Origin of the sequence: Sporosarcina ureae (assembly GCF_002109325.1) — a bacterium.
In the GTDB taxonomy this organism is placed as follows: domain Bacteria; phylum Bacillota; class Bacilli; order Bacillales_A; family Planococcaceae; genus Sporosarcina; species Sporosarcina ureae_C.
In genome coordinates this window covers 2,268,764-2,292,023 of record NZ_CP015348.1, presented here as the reverse complement: position 1 = coordinate 2,292,023, position 23,260 = coordinate 2,268,764, and the positions used below count along the sequence as shown (strand labels likewise).

Sequence of the window (23,260 nt, the reverse complement as noted above, 5' to 3'; positions counted from 1 at the left end):
AATGCATTAAATATACTAAAGTTTCACTTAATTACAACACTTTATAGTGACTAAGATGTTATAATAGAGTTCGTAATCATGAGAGGAGTTTTTCATATGACATATTCGGTCCATAAAAATAAGGAAATGGAACTAACGAAAGGCATAGAATCTTTACTAGTAGGCCACGTAGTGTATACGTACACAGACCGCAACAAATATATAGAACATGCTACTTCCTATGTAGCTGAAGGATTGGATAAAAACCACATCATTTTATATGTTGATCAACCTGCGAGTTTTGCTGCAGTTAAAGATAACCTTCGAAATGCGGGTTATACGGAAGAACAAATGGATCATATTTATTTTGTCGATACCGATATGGCATATGAAACGCATGCTAACTTTAATGCAGAAGCTGTTTTGAAAAACTTAAATGACTTTTTTGACCCACATATAGTAGAAGGGAACGTTCTCCGCGGTTGGGGATTGGTGACGTGGCGACCTCAAAATATAAAAACATTGATTCCTTCTGTAGCCTTACATGAACAAAATTTTGACGATTTTTTCTCTAGAGTCGCGAATATCACGAAAAATTACATCAATGTGTGCGCATACGACAGTTTATCTTTATCCGGTTCGCTCTTGACTGAACTTTTGCAAACGCATGAATACCATATGACGGATACCAATTTCTTACCTTCGCATTTGTATAAAAAACAACCTGTTCCGTTCATAGGAATATCCACACAACTGCAGTTGGAAAAAGAATTACGAAGTCACGATACACGTAGAGATAAATTGGACATCACTGGAAAATTAGCTTCTATTATCGCCCACGAACTTCGCAGCACACTTACTGTCGTTCAAGGACGTTTACAGTTATTTGATTTAACTAGTGGCGATCAGAATGAGGCCAGTCAAGTACATCTTGACGAGATCAAAAAAGGATTAATAGAGATTGAGCAAACCGCATCTGAATTTCTATCTTTAGCTGAATCGCATGTAGAAGATCAAAAAACCATCAACATTACAGCGTTAATCGAACAAGTTAAAGCGCAAATGGAATCGAATATGGAGATGAAAGGCATTGACATCCATATGGACTCCGGTCATAACGAAATGATGATTTTCGGCGATGCACTGAAAATAAGACAAGTGTTTATTAATTTAATCAAAAACGCGATCGAAGCTATGGAAACGGGAACCATCATACTCCGTGTGAAAGATGATCTTGATCACGTGACGATCGATGTGTCTGATAATGGTCCAGGCATCCCCGATGAGATCCTACGTCAGATAGGTGATCCATTTATGTCTTCAAAAGAAGATGGAACAGGGTTAGGATTGTTGATTAGTGAAAAGATTGTTAGAGAACATAACGGAAGCTTATTGTTGCAAACTCAGATTGGTAAAGGGACCACCTTCACCATTCACTTGCCGAAATTAGAACAGGAATGACTTGCAACGAAAAAGAAGCTGAAGCCAATGTAATTCGGGCTCCAACTTCTTTTTATTTTGCGATTTTATGAATCCTTTTCAAGCTACTTCATTCAAATAATAACATTCAACAATATACTCAACGTCACCACACTCAACACCGTAGAGAACAAGGTAATCGTCGAGACCAGCTCCGGTTCCGTGTCAAATTCAATTGCGTACATCGTTGTGGTGGCCGCTGTAGGCATTGCGGAGATAATGATGAGGACGGTGCCTACTAAAGGGTCCACGTTTGCGAATAGCACGAAAATGAAAGCGAGTATCGGCGCTATGAACATTTTCAATACAACGCCTGAAATGACTACTTGCCAGTTTGGCTTCTTGCTCATGACCGATCCGAGTTGCATGCCGAGCATGACCATCATGACAGGAATTGCTGCATCCCCTACCATGGAAGTCGTAGACATAATGGATTCCGGTACGGTTATCTTAAAGTACTGGAAAATGAAAGCGAAAATAGCTGCATAAGTAGTCGGCATTTTGAAGACCATTTTAACCGAGCGCATCATGCCACTCGTACTGCGCGATGCATAATAGACACCGAAGAAGTTGTTTTGGAGAGATTGGATGACCATGATGAAGATGGCATACGGTAGCGCTTTTTCTCCTAAGCTGAACAACACTACGGGCAAGCCATAGTTTCCCGAGTTCATGAAACCCGTCGCCAGTATCGAGGCGCTTTCTACTTTTTTATCCCATTTGAGGATTTTCGCCAACACTTTGTTCAGAAACACCATGGCGTAAAAAAGTGCGAACATGTAAATCAAGATCATCGTATAGCTCGAATTAAAATCCGCCTTATACAACGAAGTAAAGACGAGCGCTGGTGTTAGTATGTAAATGGAAAGAGAGGAGATCGATTTGATATCTAAGTTTTTGACTCGTTGTAATAAGAATCCCACTGCGAATACTGCAATGATCGGTAAAATCACCGTGAAAAATAAGCCCATTTGTACACCTCTAATGAATAGTATCTTCTCAGCTGCTTGTATATATGTAAATACATTTTCTACTCTACATAGATAACCTACTTAATCTATATTAATAGTAATCATGTCAATTGTCTCTCTATTTGGCATAATAGTTTTTATTGGAAACCAAGATTGCATGCAAAAGACGTTACCTCCCCTGTTTTGAGAGATAACGTCTTTTACATTAGGTTCTACGAATGGCGACTGCTTCATCATGTGTTTCTGTAATATACTTCGCGATTTCTGATTGTTCTTCCGTCAATTCAGTCAGCGTCGCATTTAACTCCTCTACTGTTGCCGTACTTTGTTCCACTACCGCAGCAAACTCGACTGTGTGCTTGCGAATTGTCGATGTTCGACCCGTAATGACGTCAAATTCATGTATAAATTCGGTCAACTCGTTTTGCAATGCGGACATAACGTGGTGCAACGCCACAAAGGATGCACTTGATTCATCCGCCACACTATTTTGCATCGTCAACTGCTTTAATCCTTCCCCTAGCTTGTTCACAGCGATGGCGTTCGTGCTATTTAACTCGACTAGATTGGTGTCGATTTTCTTCAACGTTCCATCTGTCAAACCCGCAAGTTTACGGATTTCATCCGCAACTACCGCAAATCCTTTACCATGTTGTCCTGCACGCGCGGCTTCAATCGATGCATTCAACGCTAATAAATTCGTTTGCTCGGTAATTTGTTTGATTGAACTTGCAAATGCATTCGTCTCATTAATTTTACTCGTCAGGATACCGAACGTATTATTCAAATCTGTAAAGAATTCCGCGAATGTATCGAGACTGTCTTTTAACTGAGACATATGTGCAGATCCTTGCTCTGCTTTGGCGCCTGCGTCATTTGTTTTATCGCCAAGCACTAAAAGCCCTGTCGAAATTTCTTGAATGGCTTCATGTGTTTGTTCCGCGTTTTCAGCAATCTCTGAGATATGATCTGCTTGATGTTGACTGCCTGAACTCACTTCGTTGACCGCTTCTAACATTTCGCGCTGTGAAATCGTGGACCGTTCAGCATTCATTTGGAGATACGCCAGATTAGACGTGATTTTCGTAACTGCGGCATCGAGTTTCCCAGAAAGTGCGTGTTCTTCTTCGGCTTTCTGTGACGTGAGTGCGAGAAGTTCTTCTACATGATTAAAGACACGACCGTTCTGTCTCACTAATAAAAACAAAGAAAGTGCGACGAGGAAATGGAGGAGAAGAAGATTGGAACCGCTTCCATTTATTAAATCAGGCGATATGAAATACACATGGTTAAAGATCATGGCAATCAAACTCAGTACATACGCGTAACCCATAATCAGCATTCTCCCATGAACGGCACCTAGTACTAACACGAGATAAATCACACCGATTGTTCCTAAGTTAGCACCCGAGAAAAGAATGAGACTCATCGAAATACAGAAATTCAAAAAGATCAAGATATAAGGGAATTGCTTCGTAATGAATCTTGATTTACCCATCACTACAAAAAAGAGCAGTGCGATCACGAATGGTATGGCAACTGATGTAATGATGATTGCAGTCGACTGAAGAATGACTTGTGCAATGAGTCCAAGACCGGCAGCTAGTCCAAAAATCAGCGCCATAATCTTGTTTTTTTTCATCCAATCGGTTAATTTCAGTTCTTCTATCTTCATTTTACATGCTCCTTTGATAGCCGATTGGCCTATGAGAGTTAGGGAAAGCCCTTATGTAAAATGTACCATTTATAGGGAATTATATATATGGGCATTACGATTCAATTATATTAATATAACTTATCAATATTCTGGCTGGAACCGGTATCATGTCCCTATACTCTCTCGATACTATCTGCAGCCCATTCTAATTTCTATGTATATATGTAGACTTCGTCATCAGATCCCCCAACCATTCGATACAAAGTCCGCTCTCCCGCCTTCGCGTGGCCGACATATGTTGGGTACGTAATGATTTCTTTCTTATGTTCATACAAGCATTCCTCGGTACCGGTTTCCACAAAGGTCATATAGCGGGTCATCAATCGATCAGCTCGTGTGATCTTGCGTTGTCGTTCGCGAAATAATTCTTCATGTAATCGATAAGCATCCAGTGAATGCTCTGCCAGGTAAAAGACGTACCAGTCTTCAGGGCCGTCCATGACAAATAATTTTACTTTGCCGATATTCAAGTCGTTTTTTTCCATCAATCGCTTAATTTCCACTTCGTCGAATTCTATTCCTTTTAGTTTTTCACTGTCGTCTAGAAAAGTGATGCGTTCTGTCAGTAAGGCCCAGTAAATACTGTGGGCCAAGTGTGACAAGTCCATTTCTAGTGCGTAATCGAACATCTCTTGAACGGTGATCATCTGTTTTCTCCCCTTTCGTAGTCGTCTTGATCGAAGTCATATAGCTTGCCAGTTTCTTTGCTGTAGATGGTCTTGATCTTGCCGGTTGGTCCGTTGCGGTGTTTGGCAATTTCGATTTCCATTATATTTGTCGGCGCTTGATCTCTGGCGTAATAATCTTCGCGATGGAGAAGCGCGATGACGTCAGCATCTTGTTCAATATTTCCTGAGTCACGTAAATCACTCATGACGGGATGTTTGTCGTAACGCGTTTCAGATGCTCTTGATAGCTGCGATAGAACGACGACGGGACAGTCGAATTCTTTTGCCATCGCTTTTAATTCATTGCTGATCTGTCCGATTGCCACCGTCTGATTGATGACATTACCTTCAGGACGAATGAATTGTAGATAATCAATGAAGATTATCGGACGTTTGGTTGGATTCGTTCTGATGATATTGCGTGCTTTCGCTTTAATTTTTCTAACGGTCATTGTGCTTCGATCATCAATATGGATTCCACCAGTGTTCAAGTAATTCAGCGTGGGTGTCCATCGATCTTTTTGTGGTTCAGTGAAGTATTTATACGGATTACGCATGCGTAAGCGATTGTATTCACCTGTCGAAGCGATCATTCGGTCAATCATCGAATTGCGACTCATTTCAAGCGAGAAGATGATCGGCATATGTCCATCTTGACTCGCTTGCAGCGCAAATTGGTTTAGCAAATCCGTCTTCCCCATCGATGGTCGAGCCGCGACGACGATGTATTCAGAACTTTGAAAGCCGTTCAGAATTTTATCCAAATCGCGAAGCCCTGTCGAGATACCAGACTCTCTTTCCTCCGGTTTGAACGGTCTTTCATATTGTGCGAGTAAATGTTCCGTTAAAGTAGTCAGTTCTCTACCGCCTTGGAGTTCTTCTAGTTCTCCTAAAGCATGCTGTATGTCATCCGTGCTCCAACTTTGCTCAATCGCTTGCCGTAATAGCCGTGCCGTTTCTTGCTTTTTCCATTGGTCTATGATCATTTCTTCGTATTCATCAAAACGTACGACATTCGCAAATCGTTTGAGCCCATATACGTAATTGACTCCCCCTAGCTCACTCGGTTCTCTTCTCGTCAGAACGGTAATATAGTCTACTGATTTCCCTTCCTGTGCCAATTCCCGCATAACAGTGTAGATCGTTTGATTGACATGTCCTTGGAAAAATCTCGCTTGCATGAGACTATCGAGAATTAAATAATTTTCTTCAAACATCGCACCTAGTAAGCTTTTTTCAGCAAGTTCGTAACTCATATGCATTCTCTCCTTTTTCAAAATCTAATGTGGGTGATACGTAATCCAATACAATCGTTCGACTCATTTCAACTGGGGTTTCATTCAAATAGTTTTCAAATTTCTCTGCTTTAAATAATGTGGATGGTTGTAAGTAGTGACGGAATTGTGGGTGATGAAGCCATTGCGCTACTTTCGTATCAATCACTAATTTGAAATCATCCAGTGTGTAGCCTTCTTTGATCCGCTCATGAAGAAGGTCCATCGTCGTGTTCGTATTGTGCCTGAATCGTTTAGAAGCTTTTTGGTTTAAATACTCAATGACAGAAGAAATAGTGGCGAGATCTTTCTCGCTCGCTCTTTTATTCTTTGTCGTTTGTTTAAGTTCTTTGGTTATTGCTGGGAGCAAAACGCTCTTCTCTGACAGACGGTTTTGCTCTTCTGAGTAGACTGATTCCGTCTGCTCGAATGGTACAAATCCGCCCCCTTGCTGTGACAGCTTTTCATAATCAATTCGATACCACTTCGTTCTGTCCATCGGCATTTTGTTGTACTCCGATGTAATGATCAATCCTTCTCTCTCAAGTTTGGTGATGAGCCTTTTAATTAGATGAATCGTCCAGCAAGGAAACTCATCCGTCCATTGCTTGTAAGTGTTATACACCCACTTATGGCCGTGATGGATATTGGTTGATATCTGTAATCGATAATGCAATTGTTGCAGAAATAGTGCTTCGTTAATGCCGACTACTGCTGCGAATTTAGGTGAAAACGGTATTCTGACATCTTGGATTGGTCGTTTCATTTCTCGCGCCCCTCTCTGGTTAATTTCTCTTTCATTAGTCATATAGAGAGTATTTTCAAAAAGGATACTGCTTTTTTATTTTTATTTTTTATTTGCTTAAATTTGCGCACAAAAAAGAAGTTACGGCTCGTGTTTTGAGCTGTAACTTCTTTGTTGTGACGCTTTATTACAAATGATGAACGTTAGTACTTTTTATATATACTTCTCCACGTTGTCGACTGCGAGCCTACTTCTTACCCGCAATAATTTCAAAAATAATATTCGCATGATCCGTATTATCTAACAGACCTGTAAAGCGCTCTTTAGACGGTCCATATGCATAAACAGGTACATCTTCACCTGTATGTCCACCGGTTGTCCAACCTGTATAGGAGCGTTTGTCGACGATTTGTTTGATAGCTGTTTCAATATCATCGGTCTCTGTACCTGCCGCTTGGACTGCTTCTATTTCCTTCTGGTCTAACGGAAAACTTTCTTGGTCGATGTAGCGTATCAATGTCTCTTCTACATCTGAACCGTTTGCAATTTGTTGCGAAATGAATGCCGGTGTGCGTTTCACTGCTTTGATCACATCAACTGACCAATCATATACGCCATCCGCTCCTATGGAAAATCCGCCAGTTGAATGATCCGCAGTCGCAACGACTAATGTATGCTCATCTTGTTTAGCAAATTCGATGGCTGCTTGGAACGCTTTATCGAAGTCTTCCATTTCACTCATCGCACCGACAATATCATTGTCATGCCCCGCCCAGTCGACTTGGCTTCCTTCGACCATAAGGAAAAATCCATCTTCGTTTTTCTTCAGTCGCTCAATCGCCGCTTCTGTCATATCTTCCAATGAAGGTGTTTCTGCTGGACGATCGATCATTTTGGACATGCCGCCATCTGCGAACAATCCAAGTATTTTATCATTCTTATTCTTCAATAATTCTTCTTTTGTTGTGACATATCCATATCCATCCAGTTCGAATGAATGCGCATGGCTCAAGTCTTCCCTGACAAAGTGTTTTTTTCCACCGCCCAGAAGGACATCGATTGTGTGCTCACCGTTGATGCGTTCATTGTAATAATCATCGGCGATCTCATCCATATTCTTTCTACTTTCATTATGGGCACCGTAAGCTGCAGGTGTCGCATGTGTAATTTCAGAAGTAGCAACAAGTCCAGTCGATTTGCCGGCTTCTTTTGCCGCTTCGAGGACAGTTTGCACACGCTCCTTCTTTTTATCCACTGCAATGGCATTATTATATGTTTTAATACCTGACGACATAGCCGTTGCTGCGGACGCTGAATCTGTAATTGACTCTTCGTCATCATCAGGATACGTCATTTGTTGTCCAACTAGATGTTGATCGAACGCTGTTAATTCTATCTCAGGGGTAGTCGGGTCATCTTTGAAGTAACGATAAGCGGATGTATAGGAACTCCCCATGCCATCCCCAATCAAAAATATGACATTCTTGATCTCCGGTGCGTCGTCCTGTTTCACTTCATCATCCGAACTCGCTGAATAATTCCCAGTCCAGATGGCTCCACCAATTAATGCAGCCGATAGTGCTACTACGGGTACGATTTTCTTCAACAATAAACAACCTCCTGTATTTGTAATCAACTTCTACTCTACGGGAAGTTTATTAATATACAGAGAAGGTTGTGTAAATGTTTTGTAAGGAATGAGTTGTTATGAACAATATTTTTTTACTTTTCTATAGCCATTCCACGTGCGCAAACTCGGTAATTTGTTGATATCCAATCTCTCGGTAAATTTTATTCGCTGTCGGATTGGCCAGGTCTGTAAATAAAATACAAAAATCGTATTCTTTTAGTAATTCCGCAGATACTTTTGCGACAAGCGATCGAGCATAACCTTTCTTGCGTTCATCTTCAGGAGTGAACACCATCGAAACCGTCACGCCATGCTTCGTCGGACGCGCTTTTTTCATCATAGACACGACTCGTCCATCGACTTCCCAAACAAATACTTCGTTGTTTTGAATGAATACTGTTTTGGAATAATCATGGGTAAACATAGTTTACCTCCGTCAATCTTTTACTTATCTGCAATACGAACAAAGTAAAGAATCCAATACCCCGAACTTCAATTTTCAGGTGGTGTGCCTATTCACTTTATTCGGAGGTACTCTCACTCATACTAATTCCTCTCCGTTGTAACCTAACGTTTTCATTTTCAATAATGCCATCATTCCGAATATTTAACGCTTCGTCTTCTGGCATTAGGCGCTGACCTTCAAACTTTGTATACTTTACCAATATAGCAAGTACAATTGGAATTAGAATTGCTGTTGTAACGGCTGAAGCTGCAACTTGAACAGTAGCTAACGGTGCAATGCTTAAAAATGATGCATTGGCAGCTGCAATAACGCCAGGTACCATGACTGCATTTCCAGCAGTAGTTCCTTCCGCAGCCCCAACAATCGGATTCCAACCCAACGCCTTAAATACTAGGTAAGCTGCTCCACCAGTGAAAACCACTGTAACAACACCAAGCAAGATTCCGCTCGCCCCACCTTTTACAACATCTGTCAAGTTGATGCCCATACCTAATGCGAATGATAAGAATGGGATAATCATATCGGACCCTTTCACCAACATATCCCGTAATTCCATATCAGTATTACCAATGATAATTCCAATAATTAATGGAAGCAATACTGTTATGAAAGCAGTTGCAGAAAACATGCCTTCAACGAATCCCATTGCTCCAAATATGGATAAAGCAACCATCGTTAGAAGCGGGCCGTCATTCAATACGAGTACCGAATAGGCAGCTTTGTCTTCTTTATTTCCATATTGTGAAGCTACCGCCATGTAGACGATTCCATTACTATTTGACATAGCTGCCATAACTGCAAGTGGTGCTAAACCAAGCCATAACCCGTTTGGTCCAGCTAGGAAGTATGCTAAGAAAGTGAAGACACCGGCAACGAACCATTTTAGTGCGAGTAGTGTCGCGCCTTTTGCAACACTTACACCAAAGCTTCTAATGTTTAATTGAGCTCCCGCTGTTAATAGGTAAAGTGCTGCTAGAACTGGAACGGAATCTACGAACAACGCTTGAGTAAAGCCACCAATTCGCAGAAGTTCAGGGAAGAATGTGTTAATAACTGCTGCCAGAAGAAGAGGTACGACCATCATACCTCCAGGAATTCTCTCCAAGTTCTTTTTTATCATAAGTTTCCCCACCTTCTAATATTTTACTTTAATTCTCTTCAGCTGCAATAAGGTTACTTATATACTTTCAGCTAGTCTCCAAATGGCGAATTCTTGATTTAGTTCATTCTCGGCTGCAGTCTTTTCCCCATTGGATACAGTAATGACTTTGTCAAAAATCTCTTTACCAATATCATTTATGCTTTTGTTTTGGTCTATGATTTTACCTGCATTAATATCGATATGTTCGGACATGATCTCATAAACTTTAGGGTTTGTACCGATTTTAATAACCGGAACGATTGGTGAGCCTGTCGGGGATCCTTTACCAGTAGAGAACAGCACTACCTGTGCACCACCTGCTGCTAATCCACATACCGACTCAACGTCATACCCAGGGGTGTCCATAAACACAAAACCTTTCTCAGTCGGTTTTCCTGCATATGAAATGACTTCTTTTAGAGGCGTGCCGCCCCCTTTCTTTATACAGCCAAGCGACTTTTCTTCAAGTGTAGTTAGTCCGCCCGCCATATTGCCCGGGGTTGGATTCGCGGAACGGATATCTTCCCCGGTCTGCTTTATTCGGTGCTCGTAAGTTCGAACAATATCCAAGAACTCTCTTCCTACTTCACGATTTATCGCGTTGCTTGCCAAAATATGCTCAGCTCCAATCGCTTCAGTAGTTTCTGCTAAGACGCTTGTACCACCCTCGCGGATAATCATATCGGAAAATGCTCCTATAGAAGGATTGGCTGTGATTCCGGACCATGCATCTGATCCTCCGCACTCTAATCCAACAATTAGTTCAGTAATATCACATTGCTCACGAACTTCTTTTTTACTATTTTCTAAAGCCGTCAACAACCAGGATCTTCCTTCATGCAGGATTTCCGGTATTTTCTGGTTCTTATTTAAACAAACTGTATGGACTGGCTTCCCCTTTTTCTTTAAAATTTTATAAATTTCTTGCGCTATTGGATCATTTTCTGTGCCTACTACCAGTGTGGCGCTTACATTAGAATGACCAGCAGTTCCTACTAGCGTTCGTAATGTCTGTGTATGATCTTCCGGGAATTGAGCTACCCCTCCGTGATGAATAACTGGGATAACACCCGGAGTCAAATTGGCTATTTTCCTAGTAAGTGCACTTAATTCCCCAACTGTATTGATTACGATCACATGGTTTCTGACGCCAATGCTGCCGTCAGGTCTACGATATCCGTCGAATGTCTTCATGTTTGATTCCCCCGTATGCAGAAGATTATGGTTCTAGGCTTCCATTACATGATTAATAATTTCCAGTCTTTCGTTTTCGTTTAGACCACGAACGTTATGTACATGAACATGAGAAGCTACAAGAATCTCATTTGTAGCCTTGCCCATACACTCTCCATATTTTTTAATTTCCTCGTTTTCGTTTATAACATGTAACGATATTTTATGACCGTAGGGAATTTCCTCCAAGGCAACTAGATTACTTTCGAAATTACTGATAAATACTATTTCACCTTCACTAATCCGCTTTAACGCAACGGCCACATTATCTTTTGGATGCAATTTTAAAGCGTTATAACTAACTTCCATGCTTATCTCTCCCCTTCATCAGAACGTTGTACCAATATGCGGGATTGCAAATTCCCCTAATTCATATTCTTCTAATGCAGTTAGTTCCCCTGAGCTTACTTGAAGTAATTTTTCTAAAAGGGTAACTGTTTGTTTCTCTTCATTGCCTCGCGCTATATAAAAGTCTACATGATCACGATGAATCTGACTCTCATTACAGGGTGCTAGGCTAATACAAGGGATAACGTTGGAAGTTGTTAGGATTCCTTCTTTTGAAATAATGAGCGCCACATTGCATCCTACCGAAACGAAGTTGGAAATCGTTTCGACAATATTGTCAGATGACTTTAAAAGATATAATCCTCTATTGGACGGTTTTTCGTTGATATTTAAAAATTCTACCAAATCCTTAGAGCCTAATAGTCTCGCTTCATGCGCAGCAAGGCTCTTCTCTTCATCAGAGAATACTGAAAGTGCATAGCCTTCATCATTTTCCCATCTACGGCGATTAAGACCTTCACTCAGTGTTTTCAGCATTTCCTTTGATCGCGTATCTTTAGTTTTTGTAGCAAGAATCTTGCCACTCGGTTCAAGTGTTCTGGTCAGACTGCAAATAACCGTCGAATCGTTTTCTAATAGTTCATCAATTAAAGCGCTTACAACTGGAGTAGTTATTGCTAATGTCTGTTCGTCCATATCCGTTGTAATGACCCCGATTTTCAGCTTAGAAATTGGTAGGTCCGTTCTTTGCTCATTAGTGATGTCTTTAGACCATTCGCTGGCAATCGCAACACCTTTAGCAACTGTATTAGTTCCACCCGCCATTTGCTGAATGCTAAATCCATCAATCGGCTTAACGTTAGGTATAGCCGCTAATAAACCAGTCACTTGATTGGTTTCACATCCTAAGCCTATTAATAGATTACTGTGGAAGTTTGGATTTTCTGCAACTCCCGATAACATACTTTTTGTGACACTGAAATCATCGCCTAATTGTGCACAACCATTAGAGTGAACAATCGGTACCGCATAATCAATCTTACTCGCAATTTCATTTGTCACAGTACTTGAGCAAATGACTGAGCTGATAATCCCTATATTATTTCTAGTTCCCGCTGAACCATCGCTTCTCATATAACCTTTAAAAGAATATCCCATAGCCACCTTCACCTTTCTTCCCGCTGTAATAGAAGGTATTAGTAAATGATCCTGGCGCAAATAGTTACCAGGATCATCTACCATATTTACTGTTTCATTCGCATCAATTATTCAGGTTGTTAATTAGAAACATTTGAAGTATTCACTTTGGCAATGCCAAGTCCCTCAGCACCTAGTTCTGAAGTTTTCGCTTCAGGGCAGTACCGCTCAATCATTTGAATGCCAATAGAGGCTCTTCTAACACGCTCTTTGACCAATGAATTATTCAGAGCCTCAAACTGTTGACCAGAAGGATAAACGTCTGGATGGTTACGTAGGCCAAACTTAATATATACAGGTGCAAGAACACGAATGATTTCTGGAATCTCGTAATAGCGAAGGAATCCTCCTAAATTATCCGGTGCTTCGATGTACAGATCAATCGGAATATCAATTGCCTGACGAATAGACGCTAACTTTGATAGAGTCAAAGCCGTTGGTACATTATACGTATCAGCTCCAATATCTTGCATTAATTTTACGGACACAGGATTTGCCGATCCAATTTGAACAGAAGCTTTTACAATGAAGTCCTCTGGCAGTTGTCCTGCCTTTTTCATTTCCTTCGTCAAAAGTACTAGTCCTTCATCTGCTACAAGTGCACCGCGCAGCCCTAAATTTGCACCACGCTTAAGATCTTCCATCGCATAAACGAGCTGATCCGCACCTTCATGGCGATTACCTATCGATTTCCCTCCCGAAGTGAAAGGTTGAGCACTGATATCCCATGTACCACGTGGACCTACAAACAAACTAAGTTCAATTCCACGCTCAGCAGTAAGTTCGCACATCTCTTTGATTTCTTCATCTGTTTGAAGCATTATACCGCTTCCTTGAGAAATTCTATGAACTGTAATCCCAAGACGGTCAAGTTCTTTTAAAGTCTCTTTTAAGGCAACAGGACCTTCAGTACTTGGTAGTTCGATTCTATACTGCGCCCCATCTGGGAACCGCTTCGTGGATGTCGGTAATTCCTTCGAGTCAGTGGACGGATAACCTAGACTTTCTAATAACTTCCGGGATTCATTCATCATAGTAAATACCTTCCTTTATGGATAATTTGGGTTCTATAACTTTTATGCCTTAATAAATACTGTCTTGATCTCCGTGTAAAACTCTTGTGCTGCTTCTCCTTGTTCACGTGACCCATAGCCTGAGCCTTTCATTCCGCCAAATGGTGCTTGTAGTTCCACACCAGCACTTTCAGCATTAATTCGAACTAGACCGACTTCAATTTCATCGATGAACTCCATCAATGAACCTATATTGGACGTGAAGATAGAAGCACTCAGTCCAAATTTTGTATCATTTGCAATCTTGATTGCATCTTCCACGTCGCTTGCCTCAATCAATGCGATAACTGGACCAAAAATTTCTTCTTGTGCAATTCGCATATCTGCTTTGACATTATCGAAAATTGCAGGTGTTAGATAGAATCCATTATCGAATTCATCACCGCTTAGAACTTCGCCGCCAGCAATCAATGTCGCACCTTCCGACTTACCGATTTCAATATAGTCTTTTACTGTATCGAATTGGCTCTGACTAGCACATGGTCCCATCCAGATTCCATCATTTAATCCGTTTCCTACTGTGATTTTTTCTGTTTCAGCGAGCAACTTCTTTTTGAATACATCATAGATAGCGCTTTCTACAATGACCTTACTAGTGGCAGTGCATTTTTGCCCTGTCGAACGAAAAGCCCCGCTTATTACTGCTTCTACCGCATTATCAAGATCCGCATCTTTGGAAACTATTACAGGGTTTTTTCCACCCATTTCAATTTGGTATTTTACGCCACTTTCTGCAGCCCCTTTAGCTACTGATTTCCCTACATTTTCTGATCCTGTGAAAGTAATTGCGTTCAAAGAGGAATGCTCAATCATCCCTTGTCCAATAACTGATCCAGAACCTACGATGAAGTTTAAGACACCTTTAGGTAGTCCGGCTTTTGCAAAACATTCGATAATCTTGGCAGCAGTAACTGAAGCTTCTGTCGCTGGTTTGAACACAACAGTATTTCCGTATACAAGAGCAGGTGCCAGTTTCCAAATCGGAATCGCTACTGGAAAATTCCAAGGAGTAATGATTCCCACTACGCCAGCTGGTACGCGCCTCGTGAACATCAAAGCATCTTTGTCAGAAGCAGGAATGACATCCCCATTCTTTCTCATGCCTTCTCCTGCATAGTATCTTAAGATTGCAACGCCACGAGCTGTTTCACCTTTTGCTTCTGGAAGCGTTTTTCCCATCTCCCTAGTAGCAGTTTCTGCGATATCATCAATATTCTGCTCGATGATATCTGCTACTTTAAACAAAAACTGCCCTCTTGCATGTTGACCAATCTTTCTCCATGCACTCTTAGCACCCTCGGCAGCTTTGAATGCCTTGTCCAGATCTTCTTGAGTTGATTTCTGTACGAAGCCTACAACCTCGTTCTTATTCATAGGGCTAATACTCTCTAGTACTTCATTCGACTGTGATGAAACCCATTCATTATTAATAAAGTTCTTAAACGTTGCACTATTATTTTTAGTAACCATTTCTATTCCTCCCAGTAGTTGTATAATTATAGTGTTGTAGCTTCCTTTGACACTTCTTGATATCCGGCTAGTTTCGATAAATTGGCTGCAAGTTTGATAATCTCTTCTTTTGCTGCCTCAAATTTATCTTCCCAGCTATTCGTTGGCATCGTAAAGCTGATACCTGCAATAATTTGTTTTTCAAAATTATAGATAGGCGCAGCAACACAGTGAAAACCTAAAGCAGACTCTTGATTCTCAACCGCATAACCTTTCGTTTTTGCTAACGATACCTTGCTACAAAGTTCTTCAATATTAGAAGTTGTGAATTCAGTCTTTTTATCCCACGTTTTAATAGGAAATAGATCTTCTATTTCTTCTGCCGTGTGATTAATTAATTGAACTTTTCCTACAGCAGATGCATAAGCCGGGAAACGCATACCTGGCTCCGTAACAAGCTGAACCCTTGTCTTCGCCTCTACCTTTCCTAAGTACACAACATCATTACCTTCAAGCGTACCCAATTGAATGTGTTCTTGAATATTGGACACAGCCTCTTGTGCTTCTTTATAGAAGCACTGTATCAAATTGAATTGACTCAAATACATTGAATTAAAAGTACCAAGGGTTGAACCTAGATTATAACTGTCTGTAGCAGTCTTGATAATCCACCCTAATGTTTCTAATGTGTTCAGTAAGGAATAAAGAGAACTTTTATTTATCTCTAGCCTTTTCGATAAATCTATTAACCGTAATTCATTTGGATGTTTACTAATTTCTCTAAGTAACAAATCTGCCCTTTCGATAGCAGGTACCCAGTACTTATTGCTCAATTCGATAACCGCCTTCCTGGTTTTATATAGAGAACCCAGTTCTTTATATAAAACCTTAAAACAACCTTATCACAAAAAAACTGAAGTTACAATAATTAATTTTGTTAAATTCAGAACATTTTGTCCGACTGGATATGTTGCTGTTATAATGGATGATCTTGAGAGACGAGATACTTCATACATCCACGCGAATCACGGTTATTTACACGCAGTATTTTTATTTGATCTTTTCTTTCCAGTCAAAATTTCGTACATATCTTCTTCAATTTCAATGCCTTCTAAATTTGCCCTCATCTGATTCTCAATCGATCTTTCTCCAGGAACGTATACTTTAGTGTGCCCAGGGGCTGGTTCACATGCATGCAGTTCTTCTACAAACCGCTTCATCATATCGAGGAAGTATTCTTGGCCAACAAAGAACTCCGGATTGATTGCCAGGAAAAACTGACCTAACCTTCTACTTTCCTTTAAATCCCCGTACATTGGTTTAATATGCTTACCAAATTGCCCTCCTGATAAAATACCAGAAAGAACGTCTACAAGGATAGCAAGTCCGTAGCCCTTCGCTCCACCCATAGGCTGCAAAGCTTTAACTTTGTCTGGATCATCTGTTGGAACACCGTGTTCATCAAGTCCCCAATCCATAGGAATCTTATTTCCTCGTTCCTTTTCAATCATGACTTTCCCGAATGCCACGTTACTCGTAGACATATCTAGTACAATCGGACGGTCTTCATGTGGGATTCCTACCGCCAGCGGGTTAGCCCCAAGAAATGCAGATCTAGCTCCATACGGTGCTACGAGAGCATCCGCCTGTGCGAAAGTGATACCAATCACTCCCTCCCTAGCTGCCTGATCTGCATAATAGCCAAGCGCTCCGGAATGACTCGAGTTAGAAGCTATAGATACACCAATGCCCTTTTCCCTAGAAATAGATATGGCTTCATTCATAGCAATTTTTGCCACGACATGTCCTAACCCATTATCACCGTCCACTTTAACGATTACATCATTCACTGCTTCTACAGTAATTTGGGCATTCTTATTAATGCCGCCTTCCTGTATTCTGTCAATATAATGCTGTAATCTCATAATTCCATGGGATTTCACACCACGTGTATCAGCGAAAGCCAACACATCGGCAACAATACTTGCATGCTCGAGTGATATGCCACTTTCAACTAAACGTTCAGTTATAAGTTGTTCCAATTGTTCCGACTCAATTTTAAAAGTTGCCATAAAAAGCTCCCCTATTCAAAAATAAAAGAGATATCTATGATAAAATAAATATCTCTTTTAATATTTTTCACACCACTTGGTATGTGAGTACTGATCCTTCCAAGGCTTCGACAATGTTCCTAGCAGTCTTAGTACGTAACTCCTCCACTGCCTCGACTGAGTAAAAGGCACTATGAGGCGTGATGTAGACATTGGAAAATTCCAATAATTCGTGATCCTCTGGTACAGGCTCAATTTCTACAACGTCAAGCGCTGCTCCCGCAATTTTACCGCTACGCAAACCTTGGATTAATGCCTCTGTCTCAATAATTGGACCTCTCGCTGTATTTAGAATAAAGACACCATCTTTTAAATCATTAACATTACTGAGGTTAATCAAGTGATGTGTATCTTTTACAAGCGGAACATGAAGTGAAATAATATCAGATTGTGTTAACGCTTCATCAAGGTCTACTTTCTTTACATTGTATTTTGCCATTTCCTCTGCTGAAACAAACGGATCATATCCTATTAATGTGAAGCCTAAAGGTTGAACTTTCTCAATTACACGCCTTGGAATCTTGCCGAAACCGATCACTGCAAATACGCGATTTTTAAAACGATAAACCGGCGGACTAATACTGAAGTCCCAACTTCCGTTCTTTACCGCATTATTTAATTCCACGATCTTTCTTGACCAAGACATCAAGAGTGCCAACGCATGATTTGAAACCTCTTCTATTCCATAGTCCGGAACATTGCAAACTGCGATACCCTTCTGTTTAGCTACCTCAAGATCAATCGTATCCACTCCTACCCCGTACCTCGATATGACTTTACAATTCGTTAACTCATTCAGAACCTTAGCGTTTAGTGGAGCGTATTGGTTTATGATAGCATCTGCATCTTTAGCTGCTTCAATTACCTCTTGTTCTGTGCGGCACTGAGCTTTGACAAAATGTATATCAAGACCGCTTTCCTTAAATACGTTTTCTTCATAATTCAATTTGTCAAATTCATAATCAGTGATAACTACTTTAAAAGCCATAATAATCTTCACTCCTTATTGGATATTTCTTCACAACATATAGTGATTATCTATCAGATCAGAAACCGCTCCAGTCTATATTAATCTTCATTTCCAGCATACTCTGAAATAACAGACTTGATAGTATCAGATAAATGAGCTTCACTATTTATAAATGGTTTCCGATAACCAATCGCCTGATTCACAAACCAACGTTCATGTACAGCCAATTTCATCGTTAGGTAGAAGGAAGGATGCAAGCTATAAATCTCCATCAACTTGCAAATTAATATATGATGTCTCTTTACTTCAGTGAAGTCTTCGTTTTGTATAGCTTCATATAGATTCAATGAAATTTCGGGCAGAAAGACTGAAGATCCATTAATACTTCCTGAGGCTCCATACAGTTGAGCATCTAATAGATGCTCATCAAAAGCACTATAAACATGGAAATTATTTACTTTGTTGGCTACTTCATCAATTACAGTCCGAATACGGGTCATGCTTGCTACGGTTTCCTTTATCCCTCGAATATTCTGTATATTTTCCGCGAGTTGTTTTACGACTTCCAACGGAATCTCTTGGCCAGTCAGTTGTGGAATATTGTATAAATACAGGTCTATGGACAATGAGCCTGCTACTTCATAGAAGTACGTGTACATTTGCTCATCCGAAAGATTCCAATAGTACGGATTCACAACAAGCACTCCTTCAGCACCTAACTCTTGAACGAATTTTGACAATTCAATAGTTTCTTCCATTACTGTTCCGCCTGTCCCTACTAAAACAGGAATACGATTGTCAATATACGGAATAATCTGCTCCAGATATTGCTGTTTTTCCTCCAGTGAGAAGTGAGGAAATTCCCCAGAGCTTCCTAACAACACTACACCATGCACTCCGTGGCTAATTAATTTATCTATCGCTCTTTTATTCTTCTCCATATCAATTTGACCTAATTCGTCCAGTAACGTCACAACGGGAGGAATGATTCCCTTCATAGGCTTACCACCTTTCCTATTAATGAATCGAAATCATTTTCTTTTGAGCTTTGACACCGTTCCGCAAGATACCAATCTTTTCACTCGAGATTTCAATCGTGTCCCCATCCTGTAAAGTAAAATCGTTTGGCGGTACAATACAAGTACCTGTCATCAACGCTGTTCCTTCCAAGATATCGTTGTCATAGACTAAATAGTGAACCAGTTCATCAAGCTTCCGCTTTAATTGATTGACATAAGCAGTACCCTCGAACTTCAATTCATTATCCCTGTAAATTTTACACGTGATATCGATCGAGTAAGGATCTTCGATTCCTTCAGGCATTAAAATCGCGGGACCTATTGAACCCGAATTCTTCCACACTTTAGCTTGTGGTAAATAGAGAGGGTTTTCCCCTTCAATATCTCGGCAACTCATATCATTACCCAATGTATAACCGATAATATCCTCTTCCTTGCCTACAATTAGAGTCAGTTCCGGCTCGGGGATCTGCCAATTCGAATCACTTCTGATATAAACATCACTATTTGGCCCAATGATTCTACGCGCCGTGGACTTAAAAAAGATTTCGGGACGTTTGGCGTCATACACTAGATCATAGAACGTTAGATCCTCCTCATCTTCTTTCTTCGTTTCAAAATTTCTTGCTTCTCTGCTCTTTTGATAAGTTACACCTGCCGCCCATACTTCGTCAGGTATAGTCGGCAATGTCAGTTCTAAATCGTCGAATGACAAGTCAGTCTTTTGAATGTTTTCATCCTTTAGATATTGATTCGCCGTTCGATTCGATTCTTGCAATTTATAATAGAAATCCGTATAGTTTTCTTCTTCGATTATATATACCTCTTCTTGTAATGTAACTAATGCCGTATGGATCTCTCCATTTTGATGGAATTTAATGTATCTCATATTAACTCTCCTTAGTAGTTAAATTTGCACCTAATTCTTGTGAAATGCTATCCGTACATAATTTTAATAACTTTAAGTAATTATTCTCTTTCTCTTTTGTAAAGTTACTTTTTGGTGAAGATACGCTAACCGCTGCTACTACATCATACTTATGATCATAAATCGGCATAGCAAAACAAATGATTCCATACTCATTTTCTTCATCATCCACCGCGTATCCTTGCTTCTTAACCTGGGCTAGCTCTGTCATATAATCTGTATGGTTTTGTATGGAGTTTTCAGTAGCTTGAATGAATTCATATCCTTCTAATAGCTCTGTAAGGCTGTCTTTCGGCAAATACGCAACCAATACCTTGCCTACCGCACTACAGTGTAGCGGAACTTTCTTTCCGATTCTTGAATAGATGACCAATGTATTGTTACCGTTGATTTTATCGATATAAATAGCCTCTTGATCCAACCGCTTCACCAAGTGGACCGTTTCATTTGTAGCTCTGTTTAACGTATATAAATGACGGGACGAAACTTGCTTTAGACTTAGTTGACTAAGCAATAGGTTTCCACGCTCATATAGTTTCCACCCTAACGAATAATCTGCAGTTTGTTCATTTTGTGTGATATACCCATGTTCCTTTAAGGTCTTCAATAAAGCATGTACTGTACTCTTATTAAGTTCCAGTTTCGCACTAATTTCCTTTATACTAAGTTCTTTATTCACTTCATCAAAGACTTCCAAAATTTTAATTGCCCTAACTACAGATTGAACAAGACTCATCTATCTCACCTTTTCATTGCTTATTAGCAATTATTTCACGTAGGTTTCATCTGCTTCTTCATAGACTTGGATTGGAACTACACCTTTAGAAGCATCTGTATGTCCTACCATTCGATTTACCGCTGCTACTAACTTCTGACGTCGTTTCATATTGGTTAATCGTTCTTCGAATAATTGCTTTCGAGTCTCATTATCTTTGATATTATCTTCATATACAACTTGAGTATCGAGTTCTTTCACTAAGTCAATATAGTGCTTTCGTAATTGAAGATGCAAGATATCTCCAGTTTGTAGATAACCAATTCCACCACCGTCCATCGCTTCAGGTGTCATATGTCCAATGGCAGCACCGTACGTCACCCCTGAATAACGTCCATCACTGATAACAGTACAGATTCTCTTTAACGTGCGACTTGCATTAATATGTTGCATCGGTGTAAACATTTCAGGCATACCAAATGCAAGAGGTCCTTGTCCCGCAATGACGAGCGCAATCTTTAATATGCTTCTTTTTGTCATCTCTTCGAATAGCGCATTATAATCAAGCTCTTTTAGCTCCTCATATTCATCTGAAGCATTGTATTTAACTACTGACAATAGTTTTTCATAACTGAACAGTTTATTGTCTTTCATATTATCAATCAATTTGGAGTCTAAGAGACTTTGATTTGCATGATCTTCATTATCGAAGAACAAAACGAAAGCCATCTTATCGTCAAACTGATTTAGTTGAGGAGTTGGCATTCCACTAATTTTCACAACTGCGCTCTCGAAGAAATTCCCACGGAGTACATCTACCCCACTAAAAAGTCTTTTAGGATTACTAACAATGACAGCATTTTCTTTAATATTATCGGCTGGTAAACTTTCACTATATTCTAGTCGGTCTCTCCACGATGTACCCGTTACAGTCAACGTATCCTGATCCATATCTACACCGTTATTCAATAGCTCATAAAATAACGTTTCCATGCCACGGCTCGTATCGTCACAGCACTGCATCGCTAATGAGAAAATATCTCTTCCCTCTGTTAATGAATAATTAAAGAGATCAGGTATAGGTTGTTCCTTGAGGATCTTTTCGATATCAAAAAGTGTAAACTCATAACCTGCATAAATCATGGCAGCTACCATATGCATCATTAAGTTTGTAGAACCACCGGATGCACTATGAATGCGTGCAGCATTTCTAATATTGGATTTCACCAGTCGTGACACACCAAATTCAGGTTTATTGATCATGGTAGCCATCGCATCGATTGCTTCATTGACCTGTTGCTGATTCGGTGGTTGTGTCAATAGCTCCAATGCTGGATGTACAAGTCCCATACCTGCAACCAGGTGGCGCGAACTGTTTCCTGTACCATTGAATGCACAAACTCCACCTTTTGTATCGCAAGTGGCAGCAGCTAAACGAATTTCGAGATATTTATGCTCTTTTTCTGTAATGATTCCTCTTTCAACTGCTCTCTCGAATACTCCTTGGAAAGAAGTGTTGGAAGAACATTGAAGAATGTAATTCATGGTGTCCCGTAAGTCTTCGGCAATCTCCTCATGTTTCATTTCAATTGCCTTGTCATATACAGCATTCAACTTTTTAAGAACATCTTCAGGAATAGTACCACCTTGCAGAACGTGTGCAGGTGCAAATGTTGCAAAGAATGGCGCATCACCTCTAAATTGTCTGAGTCGATCTAAGTGGGCTAAGCCACTAACAACGCCAAGAGGCTGTTTATCGCATCCTTGGATGACGAATGCTGCATGATAACTATGCGCTTCGAGCTGATTAACGATCATCTGGGCAACAGCATTTCTACTTTGCAATGAGTAACTCATACCTTGATTGGATTGAGCAGTACCATCGCACATGACTGGAGTTGAAAAGTAAAATGGGACACCACCGTTTTGCCAGATCCTGATAGCCGCGCGTGAGGAGGTCATATAGTCCATAATATGAGCTGGATGATCAGCAGAGCCCCCTATAATTGCAATTCGAGGAGCATCTTGTTCCAATCGTAGTACGACATTCTCTAACGACCAATCCGGTGTACCACCTTCATAAAGAGGACCTAGGATTTTCTTGGCGTTGTCCAAAAGACCTGCCACTGTTATGGGTTCATTCGCTTTCCCTTGCACGTTATCTTTGTAAGGATTTATTCTGCTACGCATTTGAGGAAATAACATAT

At 40.3% G+C, this 23,260-nt stretch carries 21 protein-coding genes; 1 reads left to right on the top strand and 20 read right to left on the bottom strand.

The features are described from left to right. The first annotated feature begins 96 nt into the window (after positions 1-96). A complete protein-coding gene (locus SporoP32a_RS11355) occupies positions 97-1,440 on the top strand; it encodes an ATP-binding protein (protein WP_198166152.1) in 1,344 nt (447 codons plus the stop codon). A 92-nt stretch (positions 1,441-1,532) separates the two neighbouring features. Here SporoP32a_RS11355 and SporoP32a_RS11350 read toward each other — a convergent pair whose 3' ends face one another. The 20 genes from SporoP32a_RS11350 to SporoP32a_RS11255 form a co-directional block, all read right to left on the bottom strand. Next, positions 1,533-2,429 carry an AEC family transporter gene (locus tag SporoP32a_RS11350; RefSeq protein ID WP_085427981.1) on the bottom strand — a complete coding sequence of 299 codons (897 nt, stop codon included), beginning with the start codon at positions 2,427-2,429 and terminating at the stop codon, positions 1,533-1,535. A 205-nt stretch (positions 2,430-2,634) separates the two neighbouring features. Next, positions 2,635-4,104: a methyl-accepting chemotaxis protein gene (locus SporoP32a_RS11345; RefSeq protein ID WP_085427980.1), complete on the bottom strand. Its 1,470-nt coding sequence runs from the start codon at positions 4,102-4,104 to the stop codon at positions 2,635-2,637. A gap of 194 nt (positions 4,105-4,298) precedes the next feature. Continuing rightward, on the bottom strand, positions 4,299-4,793 hold the full coding sequence (locus SporoP32a_RS11340) for a hypothetical protein (RefSeq protein WP_085427979.1): 495 nt from the start codon (positions 4,791-4,793) through the stop codon (positions 4,299-4,301). Then, complete coding sequence (locus SporoP32a_RS11335; protein WP_198166151.1) at positions 4,790-6,070, bottom strand: replicative DNA helicase; 1,281 nt, start codon at positions 6,068-6,070, stop codon at positions 4,790-4,792. The genes SporoP32a_RS11340 and SporoP32a_RS11335 overlap by 4 nt, the downstream gene beginning before the upstream one ends. Further along, on the bottom strand, positions 6,051-6,854 hold the full coding sequence (locus SporoP32a_RS11330) for a conserved phage C-terminal domain-containing protein (protein WP_198166150.1): 804 nt from the start codon (positions 6,852-6,854) through the stop codon (positions 6,051-6,053). Before SporoP32a_RS11330 ends, SporoP32a_RS11335 begins: the two co-directional genes overlap by 20 nt. Before the next feature lie 226 nt (positions 6,855-7,080). Further along, entirely contained in the window at positions 7,081-8,442 is a 1,362-nt protein-coding gene (locus tag SporoP32a_RS11325; protein WP_157129968.1) for an alkaline phosphatase, read from the bottom strand. A gap of 121 nt (positions 8,443-8,563) precedes the next feature. Further along, positions 8,564-8,887: a GNAT family N-acetyltransferase gene (locus SporoP32a_RS11320; protein ID WP_085427976.1), complete on the bottom strand. Its 324-nt coding sequence runs from the start codon at positions 8,885-8,887 to the stop codon at positions 8,564-8,566. Positions 8,888-8,984: 97 nt separating this feature from the next. Then, entirely contained in the window at positions 8,985-10,049 is a 1,065-nt protein-coding gene (locus SporoP32a_RS11315; RefSeq protein ID WP_085427975.1) for a 2-keto-3-deoxygluconate permease, read from the bottom strand. Positions 10,050-10,106: 57 nt separating this feature from the next. Beyond that, on the bottom strand, positions 10,107-11,264 hold the full coding sequence (locus SporoP32a_RS11310) for a UxaA family hydrolase (protein WP_085427974.1): 1,158 nt from the start codon (positions 11,262-11,264) through the stop codon (positions 10,107-10,109). Between the two features lie 33 nt (positions 11,265-11,297). After that, complete coding sequence (locus SporoP32a_RS11305) at positions 11,298-11,612, bottom strand: UxaA family hydrolase (protein WP_085427973.1); 315 nt, start codon at positions 11,610-11,612, stop codon at positions 11,298-11,300. Positions 11,613-11,630: 18 nt separating this feature from the next. Beyond that, positions 11,631-12,833: a UxaA family hydrolase gene (locus SporoP32a_RS11300; protein WP_085427972.1), complete on the bottom strand. Its 1,203-nt coding sequence runs from the start codon at positions 12,831-12,833 to the stop codon at positions 11,631-11,633. 35 nt (positions 12,834-12,868) lie between these two features. Continuing rightward, positions 12,869-13,819: a U32 family peptidase gene (locus SporoP32a_RS11295; RefSeq protein ID WP_085429064.1), complete on the bottom strand. Its 951-nt coding sequence runs from the start codon at positions 13,817-13,819 to the stop codon at positions 12,869-12,871. Positions 13,820-13,864: 45 nt separating this feature from the next. Continuing rightward, positions 13,865-15,337, bottom strand: a complete 1,473-nt coding sequence (gene gucD / locus SporoP32a_RS11290) for an alpha-ketoglutaric semialdehyde dehydrogenase GucD (RefSeq protein WP_085427971.1) — start codon at positions 15,335-15,337, stop codon at positions 13,865-13,867. Between the two features lie 20 nt (positions 15,338-15,357). Continuing rightward, positions 15,358-16,143: an IclR family transcriptional regulator gene (locus tag SporoP32a_RS11285; protein WP_085427970.1), complete on the bottom strand. Its 786-nt coding sequence runs from the start codon at positions 16,141-16,143 to the stop codon at positions 15,358-15,360. A 198-nt stretch (positions 16,144-16,341) separates the two neighbouring features. Then, positions 16,342-17,382, bottom strand: coding sequence for an ureidoglycolate dehydrogenase (gene allD / locus SporoP32a_RS11280; protein ID WP_085427969.1), 1,041 nt, complete (start codon positions 17,380-17,382; stop codon positions 16,342-16,344). Between the two features lie 67 nt (positions 17,383-17,449). Further along, positions 17,450-18,409: a C-terminal binding protein gene (locus tag SporoP32a_RS11275; protein ID WP_085427968.1), complete on the bottom strand. Its 960-nt coding sequence runs from the start codon at positions 18,407-18,409 to the stop codon at positions 17,450-17,452. Between the two features lie 80 nt (positions 18,410-18,489). Next, positions 18,490-19,389 carry a dihydrodipicolinate synthase family protein gene (locus tag SporoP32a_RS11270; protein WP_085427967.1) on the bottom strand — a complete coding sequence of 300 codons (900 nt, stop codon included), beginning with the start codon at positions 19,387-19,389 and terminating at the stop codon, positions 18,490-18,492. 19 nt (positions 19,390-19,408) lie between these two features. Then, positions 19,409-20,299 (bottom strand): fumarylacetoacetate hydrolase family protein, encoded by an 891-nt coding sequence (locus SporoP32a_RS11265; RefSeq protein ID WP_085427966.1) that lies wholly within the window; start codon positions 20,297-20,299, stop codon positions 19,409-19,411. 1 nt (position 20,300) lies between these two features. Further along, positions 20,301-21,074: an IclR family transcriptional regulator gene (locus SporoP32a_RS11260; protein ID WP_085427965.1), complete on the bottom strand. Its 774-nt coding sequence runs from the start codon at positions 21,072-21,074 to the stop codon at positions 20,301-20,303. A 30-nt stretch (positions 21,075-21,104) separates the two neighbouring features. After that, the gene (locus tag SporoP32a_RS11255) at positions 21,105-23,258 is read right to left on the bottom strand and encodes a dihydroxy-acid dehydratase domain-containing protein (RefSeq protein WP_085427964.1); all 2,154 of its coding nucleotides are present in this window, start codon (positions 23,256-23,258) and stop codon (positions 21,105-21,107) included. Positions 23,259-23,260: the final 2 nt, after the last annotated feature.

Excerpts from the sequence above, each read along its gene's own strand:
- SporoP32a_RS11355 (WP_198166152.1), top strand. The coding sequence starts at position 97 with ATGACATATTCGGTCCATAAAAATAAGGAAATGGAACTAACGAAAGGC.
- SporoP32a_RS11350 (WP_085427981.1), bottom strand. The coding sequence starts at position 2,429 with ATGGGCTTATTTTTCACGGTGATTTTACCGATCATTGCAGTATTCGCA.
- SporoP32a_RS11345 (WP_085427980.1), bottom strand. The coding sequence starts at position 4,104 with ATGAAGATAGAAGAACTGAAATTAACCGATTGGATGAAAAAAAACAAG.
- SporoP32a_RS11340 (WP_085427979.1), bottom strand. The coding sequence starts at position 4,793 with ATGATCACCGTTCAAGAGATGTTCGATTACGCACTAGAAATGGACTTG.
- SporoP32a_RS11335 (WP_198166151.1), bottom strand. The coding sequence starts at position 6,070 with ATGAGTTACGAACTTGCTGAAAAAAGCTTACTAGGTGCGATGTTTGAA.
- SporoP32a_RS11330 (WP_198166150.1), bottom strand. The coding sequence starts at position 6,854 with ATGAAACGACCAATCCAAGATGTCAGAATACCGTTTTCACCTAAATTC.
- SporoP32a_RS11320 (WP_085427976.1), bottom strand. The coding sequence starts at position 8,887 with ATGTTTACCCATGATTATTCCAAAACAGTATTCATTCAAAACAACGAA.
- SporoP32a_RS11315 (WP_085427975.1), bottom strand. The coding sequence starts at position 10,049 with ATGATAAAAAAGAACTTGGAGAGAATTCCTGGAGGTATGATGGTCGTA.
- SporoP32a_RS11310 (WP_085427974.1), bottom strand. The coding sequence starts at position 11,264 with ATGAAGACATTCGACGGATATCGTAGACCTGACGGCAGCATTGGCGTC.
- SporoP32a_RS11305 (WP_085427973.1), bottom strand. The coding sequence starts at position 11,612 with ATGGAAGTTAGTTATAACGCTTTAAAATTGCATCCAAAAGATAATGTG.
- SporoP32a_RS11300 (WP_085427972.1), bottom strand. The coding sequence starts at position 12,833 with ATGGTAGATGATCCTGGTAACTATTTGCGCCAGGATCATTTACTAATA.
- SporoP32a_RS11295 (WP_085429064.1), bottom strand. The coding sequence starts at position 13,819 with ATGAATGAATCCCGGAAGTTATTAGAAAGTCTAGGTTATCCGTCCACT.
- allD (WP_085427969.1), bottom strand. The coding sequence starts at position 17,382 with ATGGCAACTTTTAAAATTGAGTCGGAACAATTGGAACAACTTATAACT.
- SporoP32a_RS11275 (WP_085427968.1), bottom strand. The coding sequence starts at position 18,409 with ATGGCTTTTAAAGTAGTTATCACTGATTATGAATTTGACAAATTGAAT.
- SporoP32a_RS11270 (WP_085427967.1), bottom strand. The coding sequence starts at position 19,389 with ATGAAGGGAATCATTCCTCCCGTTGTGACGTTACTGGACGAATTAGGT.
- SporoP32a_RS11265 (WP_085427966.1), bottom strand. The coding sequence starts at position 20,299 with ATGAGATACATTAAATTCCATCAAAATGGAGAGATCCATACGGCATTA.
- SporoP32a_RS11260 (WP_085427965.1), bottom strand. The coding sequence starts at position 21,074 with ATGAGTCTTGTTCAATCTGTAGTTAGGGCAATTAAAATTTTGGAAGTC.
- SporoP32a_RS11255 (WP_085427964.1), bottom strand. The coding sequence starts at position 23,258 with ATGTTATTTCCTCAAATGCGTAGCAGAATAAATCCTTACAAAGATAAC.